Source organism: Gemmatimonadota bacterium (assembly GCA_026705765.1).
Taxonomy (GTDB): domain Bacteria; phylum Latescibacterota; class UBA2968; order UBA2968; family UBA2968; genus VXRD01.
Genome location: JAPPAB010000082.1, coordinates 16,509 through 33,396, shown reverse-complemented (window position 1 = coordinate 33,396; position 16,888 = coordinate 16,509). Strand labels below are relative to the sequence as shown.

Here is a 16,888-nt window from a genome sequence, read left to right as displayed (position 1 = left end):
GAGCTTCAAAAAGTCCAACCAGGGGCAGATTGGGAGCACATTGCTCGAAAATGCGAATCGCCTGGATATAGGGCGGGTTATGGGCAGGCGCGAGGCTATTGTAGTCCGCCATGCGCTGCAAGACGTCTTCTGTGAGAAGATAAGTACCCGCTTTACCGCGCATGTGCACGGTTTTAAATCCAATAGCATCGAGGTCAGACAAGTCGGAGAGCACACCAGTGCGCGTGTCTGTCAGACGCGCAATAACATCGCGGACAGCAGACGGATAATCCGGCAAGTGTTGTTCGGTTTCAACAGCGCATTCGCCAATCTGATGGGCAACAGGTGAAGACGGATCGCCGATGCGTTCGAGACGACCTTCGGCGAGCACCGCTTCATCGGTCATGTCAAACAGGCGATATTTGAATGAAGTAGAGCCTGCGTTTGCAATGAGGATTTTCATGGTGTGACTGTTTCAAGCCTCTGCAGGGGTTTATCGGCAATGGGCAAATGAACGAGCGATGAAGTCACAGCCAAGAGAATCGCGGCAATCCAAATCATATCGTAAGACCCCGTTGCATCATACACGCGCCCGGCCAGCCACACGCCCAAAAAACTGCCGATCTGATGACTGAAAAAAACAATGCCATACAGCGTGGAAAGATAGCGCGAACCAAATATCTGCGCGACAGTGCCACTGGTTAGCGGAACGGTTGCAAGCCATAAGAACCCGATCGCGCTGCCAAACACAAGCGCAGACGTATTTGTAACGGGTATGAACAGGAATCCGCTAATGACAATGGCGCGACCAAAATAAAGCAAACTCAAGAGATATTTTTTCCGATATCGGTCGCCGAGTTGCCCCGAAAGATAAGATCCAAAAATGTTAAAAAGGCCTATCAGGGATAACGCCGTTGCACCGACCATCTTTGAAAGACCGTGATCAGTCAGAAAAGCGGGCAGATGCGTGGCGATAAATGCCACGTGAAATCCACACACAAAAAATCCCGCATTGAGCAACCAGTATCCCGAATGACCTCGCGCTTGAAGCAATGCTTGAAGCAGACTGCCATCATGGGATTCAACGGTATTTGGAGACACCTCGCGCCCGCGATGTGGAATCCCAATAGCGAGCAAGGCACTCGCGCCCGCGATCAGGGCAATAAAAGCGAATGAAGATTGCCAGCCCACGCCAGAGAGAAGCCATTGAACACCCGGCACAATTGCAAACGTCCCGAAAGAACCCGCAGCAGTAATAAGCCCAAAAAACGAGGCGCGTTTTTCCGGTGCAACAACCTGAGCGACCGCACCGAGGACCACCACATAGGAGATACTGCTGAGTGCGATGCCCATGAGCACGCCGAGCACGGTGTACAGACCGAGAGGCGTAATGACAGAAGACAAAAGAAAAAAACAGACTGCATAGAGCAACGCGCCGCCAGCAACGACCCATCGCGGCCCAAAATGATCTGATAGAATGCCCACTATGGGCAAACCAAAAATGAGGTTTTGCCAAGCGATAGCCAGGCTAAAGACTTCGCGCCCAATGCCGAGATCCTGGCTGATCGGTGCCAAAAAAAGGCCAAAGGATTGGCGAATGCCCATGCTGACAAACACAATCAGGGCACTACAAAATATGACAATAGTCGCTTTGCGATTGGGCACTTTCCGATCCCACTCATCTATGAACTACTGTCCCATATTCATTGGGAATTGGTCCGTCGTATTCCCAGGTTTCCCAGGGCGTATCTCGGTGCGATTCCCGAACGATGGTTCGAATTTTCGAAACAATATCTGGATATTCAGTTGCGAGATCATTTTGTTCGCCGATATCCGCTGCCAAATCGTAGAGTTCAACAACACCTTTGGGATTGGTATGACCCTCGGGTAAATACGCCTTCCAATCACCCAGACGAACAGCACTGACCCCGCGTCGTTCCCAGTAGAGGAATTCGTGCGCTTGTTGGGTATCGCTACCCAGGAGTGCGGGCACCATAGAAATGCCATCAACCGGTTCCGGGACAGACGTATCAGCCAATTCGCAGAACGTGGGCAACATATCCTGAAAACCCGAATAATGTGCGCTCGCAGTACCGGGTTGAATCGTTCCAGGCCACCGGGCGACAAAGGGCACGCGGATACCACCTTCGTAGAGACTTCCCTTTTTTGCGCGAAGGGCACCAGCCGCGTTGAAATGTCCAAGCGTATTGCCACTGCCGTGGGGACCGTTGTCGCTCGTGAAGATAACAAGCGTATTCTCCGCAATTCCGAGCGCGTCGAGCATATCCAAAAGCGTGCCAATATCGCGGTCCATACGCGTAATCATAGCCGCCTGCGTTTTCTGATTTTCCGTCCAGGGTTTGTCTTTGTAAATATCGAGAGATGGAATTTCGAATCTGGTGTGTGGAATCGTATAGGCCAAATAGAGGAAAAAGGGATTGGATTTCTGATCGCGCACAAATTGCAAAGCCTCAGCCGTGAGCAGATCGTGTGAATACGATTTGCCGTAGAGCATAATTTTCTGATCGTTGCGCCAGAGGTGCTGAGGATAATACGTGTGGGCTTCGCGCTGGCAATTGTACCCAAAAAAGTGATCAAACCCCTGATTGTTGGGATCGCCTTCCGATCCCGGATATCCCAATCCCCATTTGCCAATACAAGCAGTGGCATAACCGCCCTTTTTGAGCAATTTGGCAACCGTCTGTGTCTCCCCGGGAATGGGCACATTGCCCTCAATGGACAAAGCGCGATTGTCCCGCACATAACAATGCCCCGTATGCAGACCCGTCATAAGCACACACCGCGAAGGCGCACACACCGAAGACCCGGCATAGTGATCCGTAAACCGAATGCCCTCCGCTGCGATGCGGTCAATATTCGGCGTATAAATAAACTCCTGCCCAAAACAACCCAGGTCGCCGTAGCCGAGATCGTCTGAGAGGATGTAGATAATATTGGGCAGAGAATTTTTAGACATGAATTACGGTCTCCACAGGTCTTACTCGGGGTTCTGGAAGCGGGCAACCTTGAGATTCAAAATGGCGAATAACATCAGCAACTACTTCACACAATTCTTCGTAAACTTGCAGCGGATCATCGCTGTGAATCCCCGTGATCAAGTCCGGGCATTTGCCGATATATACGCCGTCTTCCTCACTCCATTCTACCCATTTGTGGTAGCGATCAATAGCTTTCATTTTTTAGCTTCCTGAATCGCGCCTTGAACTTGTTTTTCCTGATATGGTTTTGCGTCATTTCCAAGATTTCCGCTGAGGGTGACAACGCCCCGATATTTGTCGTGTGCAAATTTTCTATGCGATCCTTTACCTCCACCAGAAATCTCGTAAAATCCCGCTTTCCTCAAGTCCTGAATCAATTCTCTGATTTTTCTAGGCGTTATTTTTTATTTTTGGGTAATCTCACTATCGGCTTGCCATCCATAATAGTGTCAATATCCCCTGGTCACATTGGACAACTTTGCGCTGGTGGCAGCAAAGGTCTCGGCAGCAGGTTAGGGATTCGCTTGCCTGTATGACTCATAAGCCGCCCGCACAACCTCCTCAGCCAACTTGCCTCGGATATCGTAATTGCGCCGACCTGCCCAGTATTCCGCCCAATGTTCATCACTGGCCATCCAATTATTCCAATAGAAGACACCATTTACTATTTCAGGATACTGAGCCATAGTATTGATTAACGCCTGGTAGATGTTGGCCTGGGTTTCTCTCCCGTCATCCAGCCCGTTGCCGTTCAAGTCTGTAAATACGAATCGCCGACCTTCTGCGATTGATGAGTCACCTGGGCTTTGAGATGATTCAACCACATCTATAACACCATATTCGGTAAACAAAATAGGACGTCCAGGATTTCTGTTCGTAAGAGGCACAAGCAGGTTTTGGAATATCTGACTATAACTCGCTTGGAAAGTTTCGACACTTAGTACCGTTGACGGACGCAAGTCCGTCAGTGGAAACCACGCACTGAATCCGATAATATCCAAATCCAGATCTTCCCACAAATGATCTGATCCCGGTCCGAAGTCGTGAGGCCAACGAAATACGTCTATGTGCATATCGTAAGTTAGCAGGCCGTCATATACACTACGGACACGCTCTACCATTGATTTGAGTTCTTTCCCAAAATGGTTAGGCCAACGATTTCCGGATCGTGTGCGAAATAGATAGTCTGTTTCTGTGCCGAGAGAATACATCTGCACACCTTCCTCTTGTGCGATGCGGGCAAAGTGAACGGCCTGCTGTGTATAGGTCTCCCAAAACTCTGCGACAAATCGCTCATGGTCTGGATGGTCAATGCTCCAGGGCCAATTTTCAGGCAAAATCAAATAATCTGGCCACCATCGCGGAGCATAAGGATTGCCCATTTGCCACCTGTACACAGGACGTGCGGCCTCTTCAGCCTCAAAGGCTTCAAATGCCAGGGTCAGATACACATTCATTCCATGACTTCTAAATTCTCGGATCAATTGCCTCAGAGCTTCATCTGAAAAAGTAGGAATGCGTACATCTGATGAGTACACGCGCTCAACCGTGCTATCCATGCTGTCATCGTAGTGCAGAGCGACGGAAAGCCCAACCCAGTTCACCTGCAGGCTCTTCAGCCATTCAATATAGTCTGGAGGTATAAGTGTTCCTACCCTCCCGGTAGCTTCCCATTCTGCCACAACTTCTGTGTTGGTTCCCCAGTTCCCACCAACATGAAGGGCACGCAGGGGAAAATTCATCATGTCCGACAGCAGAGGCACAGTTTTGCCAAAATCACTGACGAAAATCAAAAAGTCTGAAAATTCAATTGTGCCATTGCCATTCAGATCAAACCGGGCTTTATATGTTTCGTCGGTGTGATCTAACCCAAAGTATTCTACAAACAGTAGAAAATCCGAAAAACCGACGATGCCATCGCCATCAAAGTCGGATGAACGAGTGAATGGCGACGTATCATTTGATTGCGCCAAGGACAGCGAGGTAATTGAAAGCGTAAGAGCTATCAGAGCAACAGGCGTGATCCATTGACACATGGATTCTCCTCTCAATATTTCCCATAGTGTTTGAAATGTACATTGTACATCTTATTCTTAGCTTGATCCCTCTTCAGGATGTGCCTTTCCCTTGCCACACATCCTCCAATAAAGACGCCAGATGTTCCGGAGTCAATCCACGAGCCTGCGCCTGTTGTCCAATTTCATCCATCACAGCTTTCAAAGATCGCCGAGGACTGAGCGTGAGGTCCTGGAGGCAAAGGCGCAAAAGGTATTGCTCTTGAGGTGACATCTCGGCATAAGCTTTTGCGACTTCTTCATCCACCTGAATCGAGATTGTTGCCGTAGCCATATCAATGTCCTCCTGAAATCTACCATTTTCAAGAAAGTCATAATTTAGATATATTATACACAACGCGAAATTCTGTCCATCCCGTTCATCCATATCGACGAGGAGCGAGCATTGGAATCTCCAGCAGAAGAACGTTTGCGAAATCCTCCGCCAGACAGTGCCATCGCGCGAGCACGCGATTTTGGCATAGATCTCACACTGCTCATTGAACGATTGCGATTGACACCCGAAGAACGCGTGTTGCGCCTGCAACGGGAGATGGTAGCCTTTGACCAAATACGCAGCAAAGCAAAAAAATAGGCATAACGATGCTTCCACTCATTGAGCAGGCGTCAATATCCGTCCAAGTCACATTGGACAGTTCCTATTTTAACTCTTCCATAACCCTGCGAGTAATTTCCGCAATAAGATCGTCCTGAGAAGTTTGGGCAGAGGCTGTACCACCGGCACTCAATGTGCGAATCGTGGGAATGCCGCCATTGGAGGATTGCGTAGTAGGAACATCGGGGACATCGCACGCTGGATCGGGACCGCGAAGACCCATGCGGTTGCGAATAGCGACCAGTTTTTCCACCTGTTCCGCATTGAGTTCGTTATAACCGCCGAGCTGTTGTGCCACAAAAAGTATTTTCGCAAAATGCTCCAGCGTTTCCATCTTATAATAGGCATTCATCACACCGGCACCGATCGTAGTCGCACCGTGATTTTCGAGCAAATAGGCGTCGTAATCTTTGACGTATTGCCTGATCGGTTCAGATATCTCTGGTCCTCCCGGCGTACCGTATTCCACAATAGGTATAGCGCCGAGAGTGATAATCACCTCGGGCAAAACACACATAGTAAGGGGAACGCCAGCCACCGCAAAACCCGTAGCCGTTGGCGGATGCGCGTGTACTACAGCGCGCACATCGGGGCGCTCGCGATAGAGAAAAATGTGCATCCCAATTTCCGACGAAGGCCGCTTTTGCCCACTCACGAGCGTGCCATCCATGTCAGTAATACAGAGATCTTCGACCTTGAGAAATCCCTTGGACATCCCCGTTGGCGTAGTGAGAATGCGGTCTTCTTCAATTCGGCATGAAATATTGCCATCGTTAGAAGCGACAAAGCCGCGTTCGTACACGCGGCGCCCGGCTTCAACAATATCGAGCTTGGCCTGATGGAGATTCATTTTATGTCTCACCCCTTCATATCAATATCATCCACAACGCCGACAATAACGGAACGCACCGCAGGCAATTCCACATTGAGGACGAGACCTGCCGCGACGCCCTGTCGGATCACGAGGACAATTTCGCCTCGGCCAACGCCTGTGGCGTCAACTGCAAGAGCCGATGCGCCGTCATCTTTGCCATCGGGCGTAATGGGCTGCACGACCATGAGTTTGGCGCTGTTGTAATCGCTGTGTTTAATAGTCGATGTGACGCTACCGAGTACGCGGGCCAGGAACATTATGGAATTTGGGATTAGAGATTTAGTCCCCCCTTCTTCTGTGGGGAACCGGAGGGCAGGCTACCTCATACATCAACCTGATCTACAATACCGACAACTGCCGCGTCAACCGGGCCGTATTTATCGGGCAGGGCGTTGGGAGCTTCTCGTGAACCGACCCAGTAGATGGTCTCGCCATCGCTGGCATTGACCACATCAATAGCGACAAAAGCCTCTCCAGCTTTTTTGTGCTCGTGATCAATCGGTTCAACGACAAGCAGTCTAAAACCTTTGAGCGAAACATCTTTGCGCGTCGCCCAAATTTTGCCAATGACGCGGCCGAGGAACATTTTTACCTCGCGAGATACGGGACTTATACAATTCTAAAATAGTCGATGAGGGCACAGCGGCGCTGGCGGGTAAATGTGCGGGCAGACGTGCAGCCTTCGCCGGTGGGTGTGGCAATAGAGAAAGACGTATAGCCTTCGCCACCTGCGCCCAATCCCGCAGATGACGCGCCGTTTTTCACAAAAATCGTACACTTACACCGGCGAGCCATAACCGTCATATTCTCGACATTCTTAGAATGCATGACCGCCGTGTGGCGATACCCCTGTTCGGCCCGAATAGCCCAGTCAATTGCCCTGTGTACATCGGGTGTGCGAACAATGGGGACAAACGGCATCATCTGCTCGTGTTGAACAAAATCGTGCTCATTTTCAACCTCGCCAATCAAAAGCTCTGTATCGGGCGAAATATTGAGACCAATTTGGGCAGCAAGCACATGCGCGCTGCGACCAACGAGGTCTCGATTGAGCATCCAATCGCCCTTGTCGTCGCGGGGAAATGCAATTTTGGTCAACGCATCAATTTGCGACCGGTCGAGTTCCACACAATTATTTGCCTTCAGGTAGCGCATTAGTTCATCGGCCACGGATTGAACTGCAAAAACTTCCTTTTCGCCAATACACAAAATATTATTGTCAAAACCGCCGCCTTCAATAATGCCGAGGGCGGCCTTTTCGATATCGGCGGTCTCATCTACAACCACAGGAGGATTGCCAGGTCCTGCTGCGATCACGCGCTTGGGTGCTTGCATGGCCGCTTTGACAACACCGCCCCCACCGGTGACGAGAACGAGGTCGATGTCGGGATGCACAAAAAGGCTCTGCGCCGTTTCTATGGATGGTTCGCGCACAGCGACGAGCAGATTTGGTGGACCGCCCGCGCCGACAATGGCGCGATTGAGCATCTGAAGACCCAGAGCCGAAACATCTTTCGCGCTCGGATGGGGCGCAAAAACCGCGCTATTGCCCGCAGCGATAAAGCTAATTGCATTGTTGACCATCGTGGGCACCGGGTGCGTGGATGGCGTGACAGCCGCAATCACGCCAAAGGGCGCCATTTCAACAACCGTCAAACCATTGTCGCCCGTCCAGGCCGTGGGCTGCAAATCTTCAACGCCAGGCGTGTGTTGTACAACAACCTCGAGTTTGCGAATTTTGTGCGGCACCTTACCCATGCCGGTTTCTTCAACGGTTTTTTGCGCGATACCCTTTGAATGCGCCATGGATTCTCGGCGAATTGCGGCAATCAGATCGCGGCGTTGCGCCAGGCTCATTGCTTCAAGGGCACGCTGGGCTTCTGAAGCCGCAGCAATAGCTTCTTCGAGATCGTCAAAAAGGCCATCGTCGCCCTTGTTTTCATAGCGCGCAGGCGGTGTAATAACCGCAGGAGCTTCGCGCTCAGCCACAAGGCGACGCACGACCTGCTCAACCACCGATTGGATTTGGATTTCGTCTAAGTTCATAAGCAATAGAAGCTTTCAGTTCCCCGCTCCACTCTCCAAAGGCAATACCTCGCTTATTTTGCTGATTGCTGACCGCTGATAGCTATTTTTGATAAACCGCTTCACCTTCAATTTCTGCCGTGTCGATAATAGCGACAATCACCGCATCGACAGGACGATTTTCAGTCACACTCGTCATACGGGCAGAACTCCCACTACAACAGAGCACGACTTCGCCATCGCCTGCACCAACAGCATCTACGGCGACCACAAAACTTTCTTTGAGTTCGAATGCGGGCAAATCGAGCGTTTGGACGATCTGGAGCTTAAAACCCGCCAGGCCGCTGTCTTTTTGGGTGGCAACCACCGTTCCCACCACCTTTCCGAGGGTCATAGTTTAGTCGTTTGAAGAGCCGATAGGCAGAATATTTTCAAGGCTACCATGTGGTCGCGGAATGACGTGTACGGAAACGAGTTCACCAACCTTGCCAGCAGCGGCAGCGCCGGCTTCCGTTGCGGCTTTGACTGCTGCCACATCGCCGCGCACAATAGCAGTGACATATCCCGCGCCAATGCGTTCCCAATTGACAAATTGGACATTGGCGGCTTTGACCATCGCATCGGCAGCCTCAATCATAGCTACGAGACCTTTGGTTTCAATCATGCCGAGGGCTTCACCCATGTTGTATCCTCCTGAAAAATGATCATTGGTTACTAAAAATAACCGCTTCTACTTGTGGATCGAGATTTGGAATGATGTGAGCGGCAACGAGATCCCCAACGCGCTCGGCAGCTTCTGTTCCCGCTTCGATAGCTGCGCGAACCGCCCCCACATCGCCGCGCACGAGTGTGGTGGTATATCCCGCACCGATTTTTTCGTACTTTTCAATTGTGACGGAAGCCATTTTGACCATCGCATCGGCAGCTTCTGTCGTGCCAATAACGCCGAGTGTTTCAATCATACCGAGTGCAGTCATTTTATCATAAACACCGTATCGCCACAGACGAGATCAGCTGCATTGGCATCGTCGGTATCCAGATGGAGTTCGGGCAAATAGCTTTCGTCAATTTTGAGACGCACATTATCATATATAACGCCTTTTTCGCCTCCCACGCGCACCTTGACAGTTTCCCGTCCGTGAAAGCCATAATCTATTACATCAGATGGGCGCAGGTGAATATGGCGCGTAGCGCGAATGGCCGCATTTACCGTGACCGACCCCCTGGGACCGATAAAAGTAACAGGTGGCGCATCTCTCAGGTCTCCCGAATCCCTCACAGGCGGATCAACGCCGATGTAGATGGCATCTGTTCGGGCGAGTTCAACCTGATTATAGTCGCGGCTGGGACCGAGAATCCGCACGCGCTCAATCGCGCGCAAACGGGGACCAACAACAGAGATGACTTCCTCGGCGGCAAAAGCACCCGGCTGATAGAGTTCGCGATAAGGCGTTAAGGTGTGACCCGCACCAAAAAGGATCTCCAGGGTTTCGTCGTCAACATGTGCATGCCGGGCAGATACACCTGCGGAAATGGGAATTTCTTCGCCATCTCCACCGCGTATTTGAAGCACGACTTCTCGTGCGATGCGATCAATCGCATCACTTTCCCCGCTGTTTTGCCCGAAAGAACAAAGCCCGCAATCATCGCACACAGAGGCATTTTTTCGCATTGGAAGCATTGTCATTTTTTTGTATCAAGGGCTGTTTACAAGAGGCGAAAAATAGCCCATGACTGCTGTAAAGTCAAGAGCTAAACACGTTGTAAAAAAGCGCGATGCTTGACAAGTACCGCGCTTTAAACCAAATTCAGAGAAATCCCTTTATTTTTTCTAACCATCATGAGAAATATACATTTGCTACTCAGATTACTCATGGGCATCCCGATGTTTTTTTGTCTCGCCAGTCCAGTGATAGGCGAAGATGCCTCGCCCGATATCCCTTTAAACCATCCCGTGTATCTCCTGTTAGATCGCCTGAATGCGCGAGGTTGGGTTGCCGTACCCGATACACGGCCCTTGAGCCGGATACAAGTTGCACGGATGCTCTCCGCCGTATCAAACCAATCTATGTCGGCAACCGAGCGGGGCCTCGTCAATCGACATATCGCAGAACTGGAAAACCGCGCAGCTTTTGCACGCGAGCCCCGATGGACATGGCGCGACTCAGCGGCATCCGTCACACTCGAACCACTGGTGCGACAACAGGTGATTGCGCGCAGGGGTGATGGATTTGTAAACGAGACCGCGTCGCAAACCTATATTGGCGGTTCTGTGCGCGGGCGATTCCACACATTGGGATTTTATGCACGCCACTTTGAGGCCCGCGAGTGGAGCAACCAACCGCGCCTTCGGCGTGAAGATGTGCTGGCCCACCCCATTGAAGACGTGCAACTCAAGGGCAAAAAGGCAGATTTCCGCGAAAGCGCGTTTCAACTGGCCTGGGCAAATTCCTGGATGCGTATAGATGCGGGTAAAGGAAGCATGGATTGGGGACCAGGGCGCACGGGAAATTTATTGCTCTCCAACAACGCGTCATCTTATGGCCTGTTTCGGTTGCAGGCATCACACGGGCGATTGCGCTATACCCACATCGCTTCATCGCTGCGCGCCCGCCCGGGCCTAATCGACACAACGCGACGGTGGATCGACAATGGACATGTGCGTATCTTTTTGCGGCGAAAGCGGCTGGCCGCGCACCGACTGGAAATCGCGTTCTCAAAAGTGCGAATTGGGCTGCACGAAGCCGTGGTATATGGCGATCGAGGATTTGAGCTACTCTACGTTTTGCCAGTCGCAGTATTTGCCGGAACGCAAAATCACCTGGGAAATCGCGACAATCTCGTGATTGGAGCCGATATATCGGCGTACATCCGGACGGGACTAACAATTTATGGCGCGTGGTTTTTTGATGATATGGTCAAATTCGACCCCGATGCATTTTCCAATCAATTTGCCTTTCAAGTGGGCGCGTTCTGGGTCGATCCAATGGGACTGCGAGATACCGATATACGCGCCGAATACGTGCGCGTGGAGCCTTACGTGTACGCGCACAATTTTGACATCAATACGTATGAACACTACGACACCCTGTTGGGCTATCCAACCGGGCCAAATGCAGACCGATATTTTGTACAAGTGACACACCGCTTTTCACCGAGCCTGAAAGCGTCTTTAACTTTTGAAAGAGAGCGACAAGGAGAAAATCCAGTAAACCCAGATGGAACAATTGTCAATGTGGGAGGTAATGCACAACTGGGGCGTCGGTTACAGGACCCAACCACGCGAGACTTTATGTCGGGCGATGTGGAGACACATCAAAAAATAGGTGGTCGCGTGGAATTTACACCCGTGAGAAATTGGACTTTACAGGTACAATATCAACGCCATCGCATCATAACCCGGCAAAGTAGAGCAACGGGGCATGAATGGACAGCAACAATGGATGTGAACTTCTATTGATTTGCAGTTTTTCTCGCGTTTTGACGGCTATGAGCTTTGTATCTTGTGTTCAATTTTGGCAGTGGATCAACCACATGGGACGGTAATTGTAAATGCGCGCAGCAATGCACACACGCGGCAATCGAGTTTTGCTATATATCGTTATTTGTGGCGTTCTATTATTGTCTCCATGGGTTGCTGTTTTCGGGTTTCCATCATTCAGGCAATTTTGGAACATGCCGCAAACGCCCCTCATTTTTGCCGACACACACACCATTATAACCAGTGCAGAGTCGCATGCTTTGGGCTACGACCCAATGTTTAAAAATATCTCTGATCCCTATGGTAGAGAGATGAACTATCCGCGAATCTGGCAATGTCTATTTTGGCTGCCGATCAACAGCGATCACCTAGTGATTTTGGCTGGAATTTTTATCCTCCTGTTTTTTGTCGGTATTTTTTTGTTTTTAAAAACAATTGATACCCAAACAGCTCTGTTTTTGGGGGCTGTGACGTTTTCCCCTTCAGCGATTTTCGGGCTACAATCAGGCAACAACGATCTCGTTATCTTTTTTGTCGTCGCACTGGCATTGAGGTTGGGTTATCGCTCGAAACTTTGGGGATCAATCGCGATGTTCTTCGCAGCTATCCTGAAGGTATTTCCAATTTTTGGATTGGCGCAGCTTTTGACAGAAGATAAACGCGACTTCTGGCGAATTCTAATGCCACTTGCCGCACTATTTCTGGCCTACTGCTGGATATCTCTCGATGATTTTCGGCAAATTTACAGTGTAACACCTCGAGGACGCAGTGGTGCTTATGGCGTGTATGTTCTGCCCATGATGATTGAGAAAACCCTGCAAAAGTGGACGATTTTTCCCGATTTGCGCACCTGGATAATTGCGGCAGCACCGATATTTTTTTACGGCATCGCCGGTTTGGTCTTTTTGATTTCGCTTTACGCGCTGGCTAACAAAAACACCTCATCTCGGCCGGTTGCGGGGATACATATCAGCCCATTTCGAGCGGGAGCTTGTATTTATATCGGCAGCTTTTTGCTCGCCAGTAACTGGAATTACCGGATGATCTTTCTCATTTTCACCATTCCCCAACTCTTTGCCTGGTTGTCCATTGCAGATATCCGGCTTTTGCGCATTCTTCGGATCACCCTGGTCGGTATTTTGTTTTCCTGCTGGTCAATGTTTATACAGGGTATTTTTGGATCGTACATTTTTATACTGGACGAGATTGCTAATTGGGTCGTTTTTTCTGGACTCATATACCTATTTCTCGCATCACTGCCCAACTGGCTATTCGATACGCTGTTATATCTCGTTCCTATTCGACGGTAATTGAGACGCGAGGCGATCCATTTTTGAATAAAGAACCCACTTATTGGAAACCGTCTTAGATGCTTCAAACAAATTTCTTTGATCCTGCAAAACCCCAACTGTTGGTTCTGGTATGTTTGGGGCAGATCCTGTTAATTGCACTACCGTTTTTGATACATGACGCGCTTGCGGCGATTCTCGTTCTGAGTTTGTTGTCGGCAATTGCACTTTTTGGCTCTCTCACGCTGTCAGTGCTCTATTTGTGTTTCACCGCTGCGGTTGTGCCTTCCTGGTTTTATGAAGACTATCTGGTCTTGCCTATGGGCTTCAAGTTCTATGAAGGCCTTCTCGTTGTGGTAATGGGCATTGCCTATCTCAACTATTTGTTGGAAGGCCGATGGAATTGGAGACGGCGCACGTTTTTGGATCGACCAATGTGCGTACTGCTGGGACTGGTCGTACTTTCATGCTTATTGGGGTTGATCTACGGACAGTCAATCTCGCAAATGTTGCGCGACGTGCGCTATCCATTGTACTACGCGTTGTTCTTTGTGGTGACGTGGTTTTTTGATGTGCGGCGATTCTCCACATTCCTGCATTTATTTTTGTTCATCGCCGCAATTGTCGGCATCGAGTATTTGTTTGAATTTCTTTTGCAGGTCGATACGGACATTGCGGGTGGTTTTGTTCGGGTCGCACGACTCGAAGGCATTGTGTTGCCGATGGGCATGCTCATTATTGCCGCCATTTTATTATTTGAAACGCGGGCGTACAGGCGCGCCTGGGCGTGGAGCGCGATATTGCCCATCGGGTTGGCTCTGGTTTTGACAATGGGACGGGGCATGTGGATTTCGCTATTCGTCGGGCTGGGCAGTCTGGCCGCATTGACCATCCTGGATAAACAGGCTCGACACCTGTCGCGTCTTATTGTCGTGGCACTGGTCCCTCTCCTGCTGCTGGCGATGGGGTATGTTTTTCAGCAACAAACCCGCGCTGCCGTCAGCGATATGGCATTGGACCGCGTGACGCGCAGCGTCGAAGCCGTAAGTGGGCGGTTGATATCTTATGGCAATGCACTGGAAAAAATTCGTCAACGGCCGCTACTCGGCGGCGGACACGGCGAAACCGTGACGTCTCTGGTGACATTTCCACCACCGCCACAGATATTGACAGTAGGTGCAGTTGACAATGTTTATTTGACGATTGGATTGAGGATGGGACTGGTGGGCGTCGCAGCATTTTTGTGGATCTTTGGCTTTGCTCTGTGGCGCGCATATCAATTATTCCAGCAAAGTAATGACACCCGCGTGCGTGTGTTCTGCGCGGCATTTATCGCCATTTATGCAGCACTCCTCGTCTATGGCATGGCAGATGCAACCCTCTTTGCCAATCGGTTGATCTTTATCCATGCGACATTTTTAGGGCTTATTGCACGGCTGGTAGCAGAGGAAAAAAATAATGCCTGAATGTGTGACAGCAATAGTGGTCAACTGGAATGCCGGAGAAAATCTGGCGCGGTGCATTGCCGCATTACTTGATCAGCGTGAAACAGATCTCGATGTGGTCGTAGTCGATAACGCATCATCGGACAACAGCCTGGAGGCATTGGAAACTTATGGCGATCGCGTGCGCGTGATCCAAACCGGCGCAAATCTGGGATTTGGGAGCGCAGTAAACCGCGGTGTGGCTGTCTCGCACAGCGCGCTTGTCATAGCCTTAAATCCCGATGTCGTGTTGCAACCAGATGCAGTGAATAAGATGGTCGAATTTTTGAATACACACGCCAATGTGGGCATGGTGGGGCCAAAGCTTAAAGACGCGGATGGGCAGGTGCTTGCCTCGTGCGGTGAAGCGCCCAGGCTCAGAGATGAAATCTGTCGTAAATTCCTATTGCATCTAATATTTCCATTGCTTAAATTTCGGCGGCGGAGGCCCACCAAACCCGAAGCTGTCGCCTGGGTGACCGGAGCGTGTTTCGCGGTTCGCCGCCGCGTTTTGAGCGCTGTAAACGGGTTAGACGAGGCCATTTTTATGTATTACGAAGATGTAGATCTCGGCCTGTGTATCAACCGCGCTGGCTGGCAGGTCATGTATTTACCCTGCGCCGAAGGCATACACATCGGGGGCGAAAGTTCCAAACAGGCATTGACGCGGATGCTCGTGGCCAGTGAAGCGTCTTATGCCTATTTTATTGCCAAACACCTGGGACAATGGGCTGCGCGCTTGCTCAGGCTCCTGCGTCCTGTAGAAATGACGTTGCGAACATTGCTCTGGGGAAGTGTGTTTTTAATCGCCCACAGCCGTCGCACAGAGGCGCGAGCGCGTTTGCGAGCTTACTGGTTTATACTGACTAACAACACGTCAGCACATGCCTTAACTCACGGTGCTGTGGAGGAAGGTCCATGATTCCCATTTTTCGTCCCTGGTTTGACAATGCAGAAGTCGAAGCAGTACGCGAAGTATTGATGTCCGGTTGGGTCGGTCCCGGGGAAAAAGTCGAAGAACTCGAAGCGCGATTTGCCCATTATGTAGGGGCACAACACGCAGTATCTGTCAACTCGTGCTCTGCAGCCCTTCTACTGGCTTTGAAGATACTTGATGTAGAGGGCGGCGAAGTCATTACCACGCCCTTGACCTTTGTATCGACCAATCACGCAATTTTGCAAAACGGAGCCACGCCGGTGTTTTGCGACATAGATCCCGAAACACTCAATATCGATCCTAAGGCAATAGCCGCCAAAATCACGCCGCGCACCCGAGCGATTATGGTGGTGCATTTTGCCGGGCACCCTTGCGACATGGATGAGATTCTGTCCATTGCAAATGGGATTCCAGTCGTAGAAGACGCCGCACACGCCAGCGGCGCGCGCTACAAAGGCCGAATGGTCGGCGGGATGGGCACAGTGACGTGTTTTAGTTTTGATGCGCGTAAAAATTTGTCAACCTGCGACGGTGGGATGTTGACCACCAACAATTCAGACCTTGCCGAACGCGCGCGAAAACTGCGCTGGATGGGCATTTCGCGCGGAACTTATGATCGGTTTCGAAAAAATGGCGCAGAGCATCGATGGGAATACGAAGTGGGCGAACTCGGCTATAAATGCTACATGAACGATCTCAATGCGGCAATTGGTCTGGTGCAATTGGGCAAATTGGAGTCGGCCAATGCACAACGCAGAGAGATTTTTTTGCAGTACGGACGTGCATTTGCCGCCCTCGACTGGATGCAAACACCTGTAGAAAAACCCCAGGTTCGCAGTGCAATGCACGCTTATGTGGCACGCGTATCCCAGCGCGATGAATTGATAGATCATCTGGGGCAACACAACATCGATGCGGGCGTACACTACAAACCCTGCCATTTATTTGAAGTGTACAAACCCTATCGCACAGACTTACCCGTCACCGATGCCGTGTGGCGCAATCTGGTCACCTTGCCCCTATTCCCAAGCATGACCGAAAGCGAAATAGGACAAGTCATCGCAGCCGTGTGCGACTTCCAACCCTAAGGTACGTTTTGACGCCCGTTATTTTATTCGGCATTACCGCAATTCTATCGGCTTTGTTCACG

21 protein-coding genes are annotated in these 16,888 nt (G+C 50.5%); 6 read left to right on the top strand and 15 right to left on the bottom strand.

The window, feature by feature from the left end:
• The 7 genes from OXH16_10815 to OXH16_10785 all read right to left on the bottom strand — a co-directional run.
• On the bottom strand, window positions 1-442 hold a 442-nt coding region (locus OXH16_10815), incomplete at its 3' end, for an acetate/propionate family kinase (protein ID MCY3681882.1).
• Entirely contained in the window at window positions 439-1,644 is a 1,206-nt protein-coding gene (locus OXH16_10810) for an MFS transporter (protein ID MCY3681881.1), read from the bottom strand. The genes OXH16_10815 and OXH16_10810, both read right to left, overlap by 4 nt.
• A 13-nt stretch (window positions 1,645-1,657) precedes the next feature.
• Window positions 1,658-2,956 carry an arylsulfatase gene (locus tag OXH16_10805; protein ID MCY3681880.1) on the bottom strand — a complete coding sequence of 433 codons (1,299 nt, stop codon included), beginning with the start codon at window positions 2,954-2,956 and terminating at the stop codon, window positions 1,658-1,660.
• Window positions 2,949-3,176, bottom strand: a complete 228-nt coding sequence (locus tag OXH16_10800; protein ID MCY3681879.1) for a pilus assembly protein HicB — start codon at window positions 3,174-3,176, stop codon at window positions 2,949-2,951. The genes OXH16_10805 and OXH16_10800 overlap by 8 nt, the downstream gene beginning before the upstream one ends.
• Window positions 3,173-3,379: a type II toxin-antitoxin system HicA family toxin gene (locus OXH16_10795; GenBank protein ID MCY3681878.1), complete on the bottom strand. Its 207-nt coding sequence runs from the start codon at window positions 3,377-3,379 to the stop codon at window positions 3,173-3,175. The genes OXH16_10800 and OXH16_10795 overlap by 4 nt, the downstream gene beginning before the upstream one ends.
• A gap of 111 nt (window positions 3,380-3,490) precedes the next feature.
• The gene (locus OXH16_10790) at window positions 3,491-5,014 is read right to left on the bottom strand and encodes a hypothetical protein (protein MCY3681877.1); all 1,524 of its coding nucleotides are present in this window, start codon (window positions 5,012-5,014) and stop codon (window positions 3,491-3,493) included.
• 73 nt (window positions 5,015-5,087) lie between these two features.
• Window positions 5,088-5,327 carry a hypothetical protein gene (locus OXH16_10785; GenBank protein MCY3681876.1) on the bottom strand — a complete coding sequence of 80 codons (240 nt, stop codon included), beginning with the start codon at window positions 5,325-5,327 and terminating at the stop codon, window positions 5,088-5,090.
• A 111-nt stretch (window positions 5,328-5,438) separates the two neighbouring features.
• Here OXH16_10785 and OXH16_10780 point away from each other — a divergent pair, with 111 nt between their 5' ends.
• The gene (locus tag OXH16_10780) at window positions 5,439-5,627 is read left to right on the top strand and encodes a hypothetical protein (protein MCY3681875.1); all 189 of its coding nucleotides are present in this window, start codon (window positions 5,439-5,441) and stop codon (window positions 5,625-5,627) included.
• 64 nt (window positions 5,628-5,691) lie between these two features.
• On the opposite strand, the gene OXH16_10775 is transcribed toward OXH16_10780, so the two are convergent.
• The 8 genes from OXH16_10775 to OXH16_10740 form a co-directional block, all read right to left on the bottom strand.
• The gene (locus tag OXH16_10775) at window positions 5,692-6,498 is read right to left on the bottom strand and encodes a class II aldolase/adducin family protein (GenBank protein ID MCY3681874.1); all 807 of its coding nucleotides are present in this window, start codon (window positions 6,496-6,498) and stop codon (window positions 5,692-5,694) included.
• 8 nt (window positions 6,499-6,506) lie between these two features.
• Entirely contained in the window at window positions 6,507-6,779 is a 273-nt protein-coding gene (locus OXH16_10770) for a EutN/CcmL family microcompartment protein (GenBank protein ID MCY3681873.1), read from the bottom strand.
• Window positions 6,780-6,844: 65 nt separating this feature from the next.
• A complete protein-coding gene (locus tag OXH16_10765) occupies window positions 6,845-7,108 on the bottom strand; it encodes a EutN/CcmL family microcompartment protein (GenBank protein ID MCY3681872.1) in 264 nt (87 codons plus the stop codon).
• 23 nt (window positions 7,109-7,131) lie between these two features.
• The gene (locus OXH16_10760) at window positions 7,132-8,568 is read right to left on the bottom strand and encodes an aldehyde dehydrogenase EutE (GenBank protein MCY3681871.1); all 1,437 of its coding nucleotides are present in this window, start codon (window positions 8,566-8,568) and stop codon (window positions 7,132-7,134) included.
• 82 nt (window positions 8,569-8,650) lie between these two features.
• On the bottom strand, window positions 8,651-8,941 hold the full coding sequence (locus tag OXH16_10755) for a EutN/CcmL family microcompartment protein (protein ID MCY3681870.1): 291 nt from the start codon (window positions 8,939-8,941) through the stop codon (window positions 8,651-8,653).
• Between the two features lie 3 nt (window positions 8,942-8,944).
• The gene (gene eutM / locus OXH16_10750) at window positions 8,945-9,229 is read right to left on the bottom strand and encodes an ethanolamine utilization microcompartment protein EutM (protein MCY3681869.1); all 285 of its coding nucleotides are present in this window, start codon (window positions 9,227-9,229) and stop codon (window positions 8,945-8,947) included.
• A 22-nt stretch (window positions 9,230-9,251) separates the two neighbouring features.
• On the bottom strand, window positions 9,252-9,524 hold the full coding sequence (locus OXH16_10745) for a BMC domain-containing protein (protein MCY3681868.1): 273 nt from the start codon (window positions 9,522-9,524) through the stop codon (window positions 9,252-9,254).
• On the bottom strand, window positions 9,521-10,234 hold the full coding sequence (locus OXH16_10740) for a PduL/EutD family phosphate acyltransferase (protein MCY3681867.1): 714 nt from the start codon (window positions 10,232-10,234) through the stop codon (window positions 9,521-9,523). The genes OXH16_10745 and OXH16_10740 overlap by 4 nt, the downstream gene beginning before the upstream one ends.
• A 168-nt stretch (window positions 10,235-10,402) precedes the next feature.
• Between OXH16_10740 and OXH16_10735 the strand changes: the two genes are divergently transcribed.
• The 5 genes from OXH16_10735 (at window position 10,403) to OXH16_10715 (ending at window position 16,826) form a co-directional block, all read left to right on the top strand.
• Entirely contained in the window at window positions 10,403-12,007 is a 1,605-nt protein-coding gene (locus OXH16_10735; protein ID MCY3681866.1) for a hypothetical protein, read from the top strand.
• Window positions 12,008-12,222: 215 nt separating this feature from the next.
• A complete protein-coding gene (locus OXH16_10730) occupies window positions 12,223-13,338 on the top strand; it encodes a hypothetical protein (GenBank protein MCY3681865.1) in 1,116 nt (371 codons plus the stop codon).
• Between the two features lie 59 nt (window positions 13,339-13,397).
• Window positions 13,398-14,783 carry an O-antigen ligase family protein gene (locus OXH16_10725; protein ID MCY3681864.1) on the top strand — a complete coding sequence of 462 codons (1,386 nt, stop codon included), beginning with the start codon at window positions 13,398-13,400 and terminating at the stop codon, window positions 14,781-14,783.
• A complete protein-coding gene (locus OXH16_10720) occupies window positions 14,776-15,723 on the top strand; it encodes a glycosyltransferase family 2 protein (GenBank protein ID MCY3681863.1) in 948 nt (315 codons plus the stop codon). Before OXH16_10725 ends, OXH16_10720 begins: the two co-directional genes overlap by 8 nt.
• A complete protein-coding gene (locus OXH16_10715; GenBank protein ID MCY3681862.1) occupies window positions 15,720-16,826 on the top strand; it encodes a DegT/DnrJ/EryC1/StrS family aminotransferase in 1,107 nt (368 codons plus the stop codon). The genes OXH16_10720 and OXH16_10715 overlap by 4 nt, the downstream gene beginning before the upstream one ends.
• The last annotated feature ends 62 nt before the right edge of the window (window positions 16,827-16,888 follow it).

Excerpts from the sequence above, each read along its gene's own strand:
- OXH16_10720 (MCY3681863.1), top strand. The coding sequence starts at position 14,776 with ATGCCTGAATGTGTGACAGCAATAGTGGTCAACTGGAATGCCGGAGAA.
- OXH16_10715 (MCY3681862.1), top strand. The coding sequence starts at position 15,720 with ATGATTCCCATTTTTCGTCCCTGGTTTGACAATGCAGAAGTCGAAGCA.
- OXH16_10805 (MCY3681880.1), bottom strand. The coding sequence starts at position 2,956 with ATGTCTAAAAATTCTCTGCCCAATATTATCTACATCCTCTCAGACGAT.
- OXH16_10800 (MCY3681879.1), bottom strand. The coding sequence starts at position 3,176 with ATGAAAGCTATTGATCGCTACCACAAATGGGTAGAATGGAGTGAGGAA.
- OXH16_10755 (MCY3681870.1), bottom strand. The coding sequence starts at position 8,941 with ATGACCCTCGGAAAGGTGGTGGGAACGGTGGTTGCCACCCAAAAAGAC.
- eutM (MCY3681869.1), bottom strand. The coding sequence starts at position 9,229 with ATGGGTGAAGCCCTCGGCATGATTGAAACCAAAGGTCTCGTAGCTATG.
- OXH16_10740 (MCY3681867.1), bottom strand. The coding sequence starts at position 10,234 with ATGACAATGCTTCCAATGCGAAAAAATGCCTCTGTGTGCGATGATTGC.
- OXH16_10775 (MCY3681874.1), bottom strand. The coding sequence starts at position 6,498 with ATGAATCTCCATCAGGCCAAGCTCGATATTGTTGAAGCCGGGCGCCGC.
- OXH16_10730 (MCY3681865.1), top strand. The coding sequence starts at position 12,223 with ATGCCGCAAACGCCCCTCATTTTTGCCGACACACACACCATTATAACC.
- OXH16_10770 (MCY3681873.1), bottom strand. The coding sequence starts at position 6,779 with ATGTTCCTGGCCCGCGTACTCGGTAGCGTCACATCGACTATTAAACAC.
- OXH16_10790 (MCY3681877.1), bottom strand. The coding sequence starts at position 5,014 with ATGTGTCAATGGATCACGCCTGTTGCTCTGATAGCTCTTACGCTTTCA.
- OXH16_10785 (MCY3681876.1), bottom strand. The coding sequence starts at position 5,327 with ATGGCTACGGCAACAATCTCGATTCAGGTGGATGAAGAAGTCGCAAAA.
- OXH16_10765 (MCY3681872.1), bottom strand. The coding sequence starts at position 7,108 with ATGTTCCTCGGCCGCGTCATTGGCAAAATTTGGGCGACGCGCAAAGAT.
- OXH16_10725 (MCY3681864.1), top strand. The coding sequence starts at position 13,398 with ATGCTTCAAACAAATTTCTTTGATCCTGCAAAACCCCAACTGTTGGTT.
- OXH16_10760 (MCY3681871.1), bottom strand. The coding sequence starts at position 8,568 with ATGAACTTAGACGAAATCCAAATCCAATCGGTGGTTGAGCAGGTCGTG.
- OXH16_10745 (MCY3681868.1), bottom strand. The coding sequence starts at position 9,524 with ATGACTGCACTCGGTATGATTGAAACACTCGGCGTTATTGGCACGACA.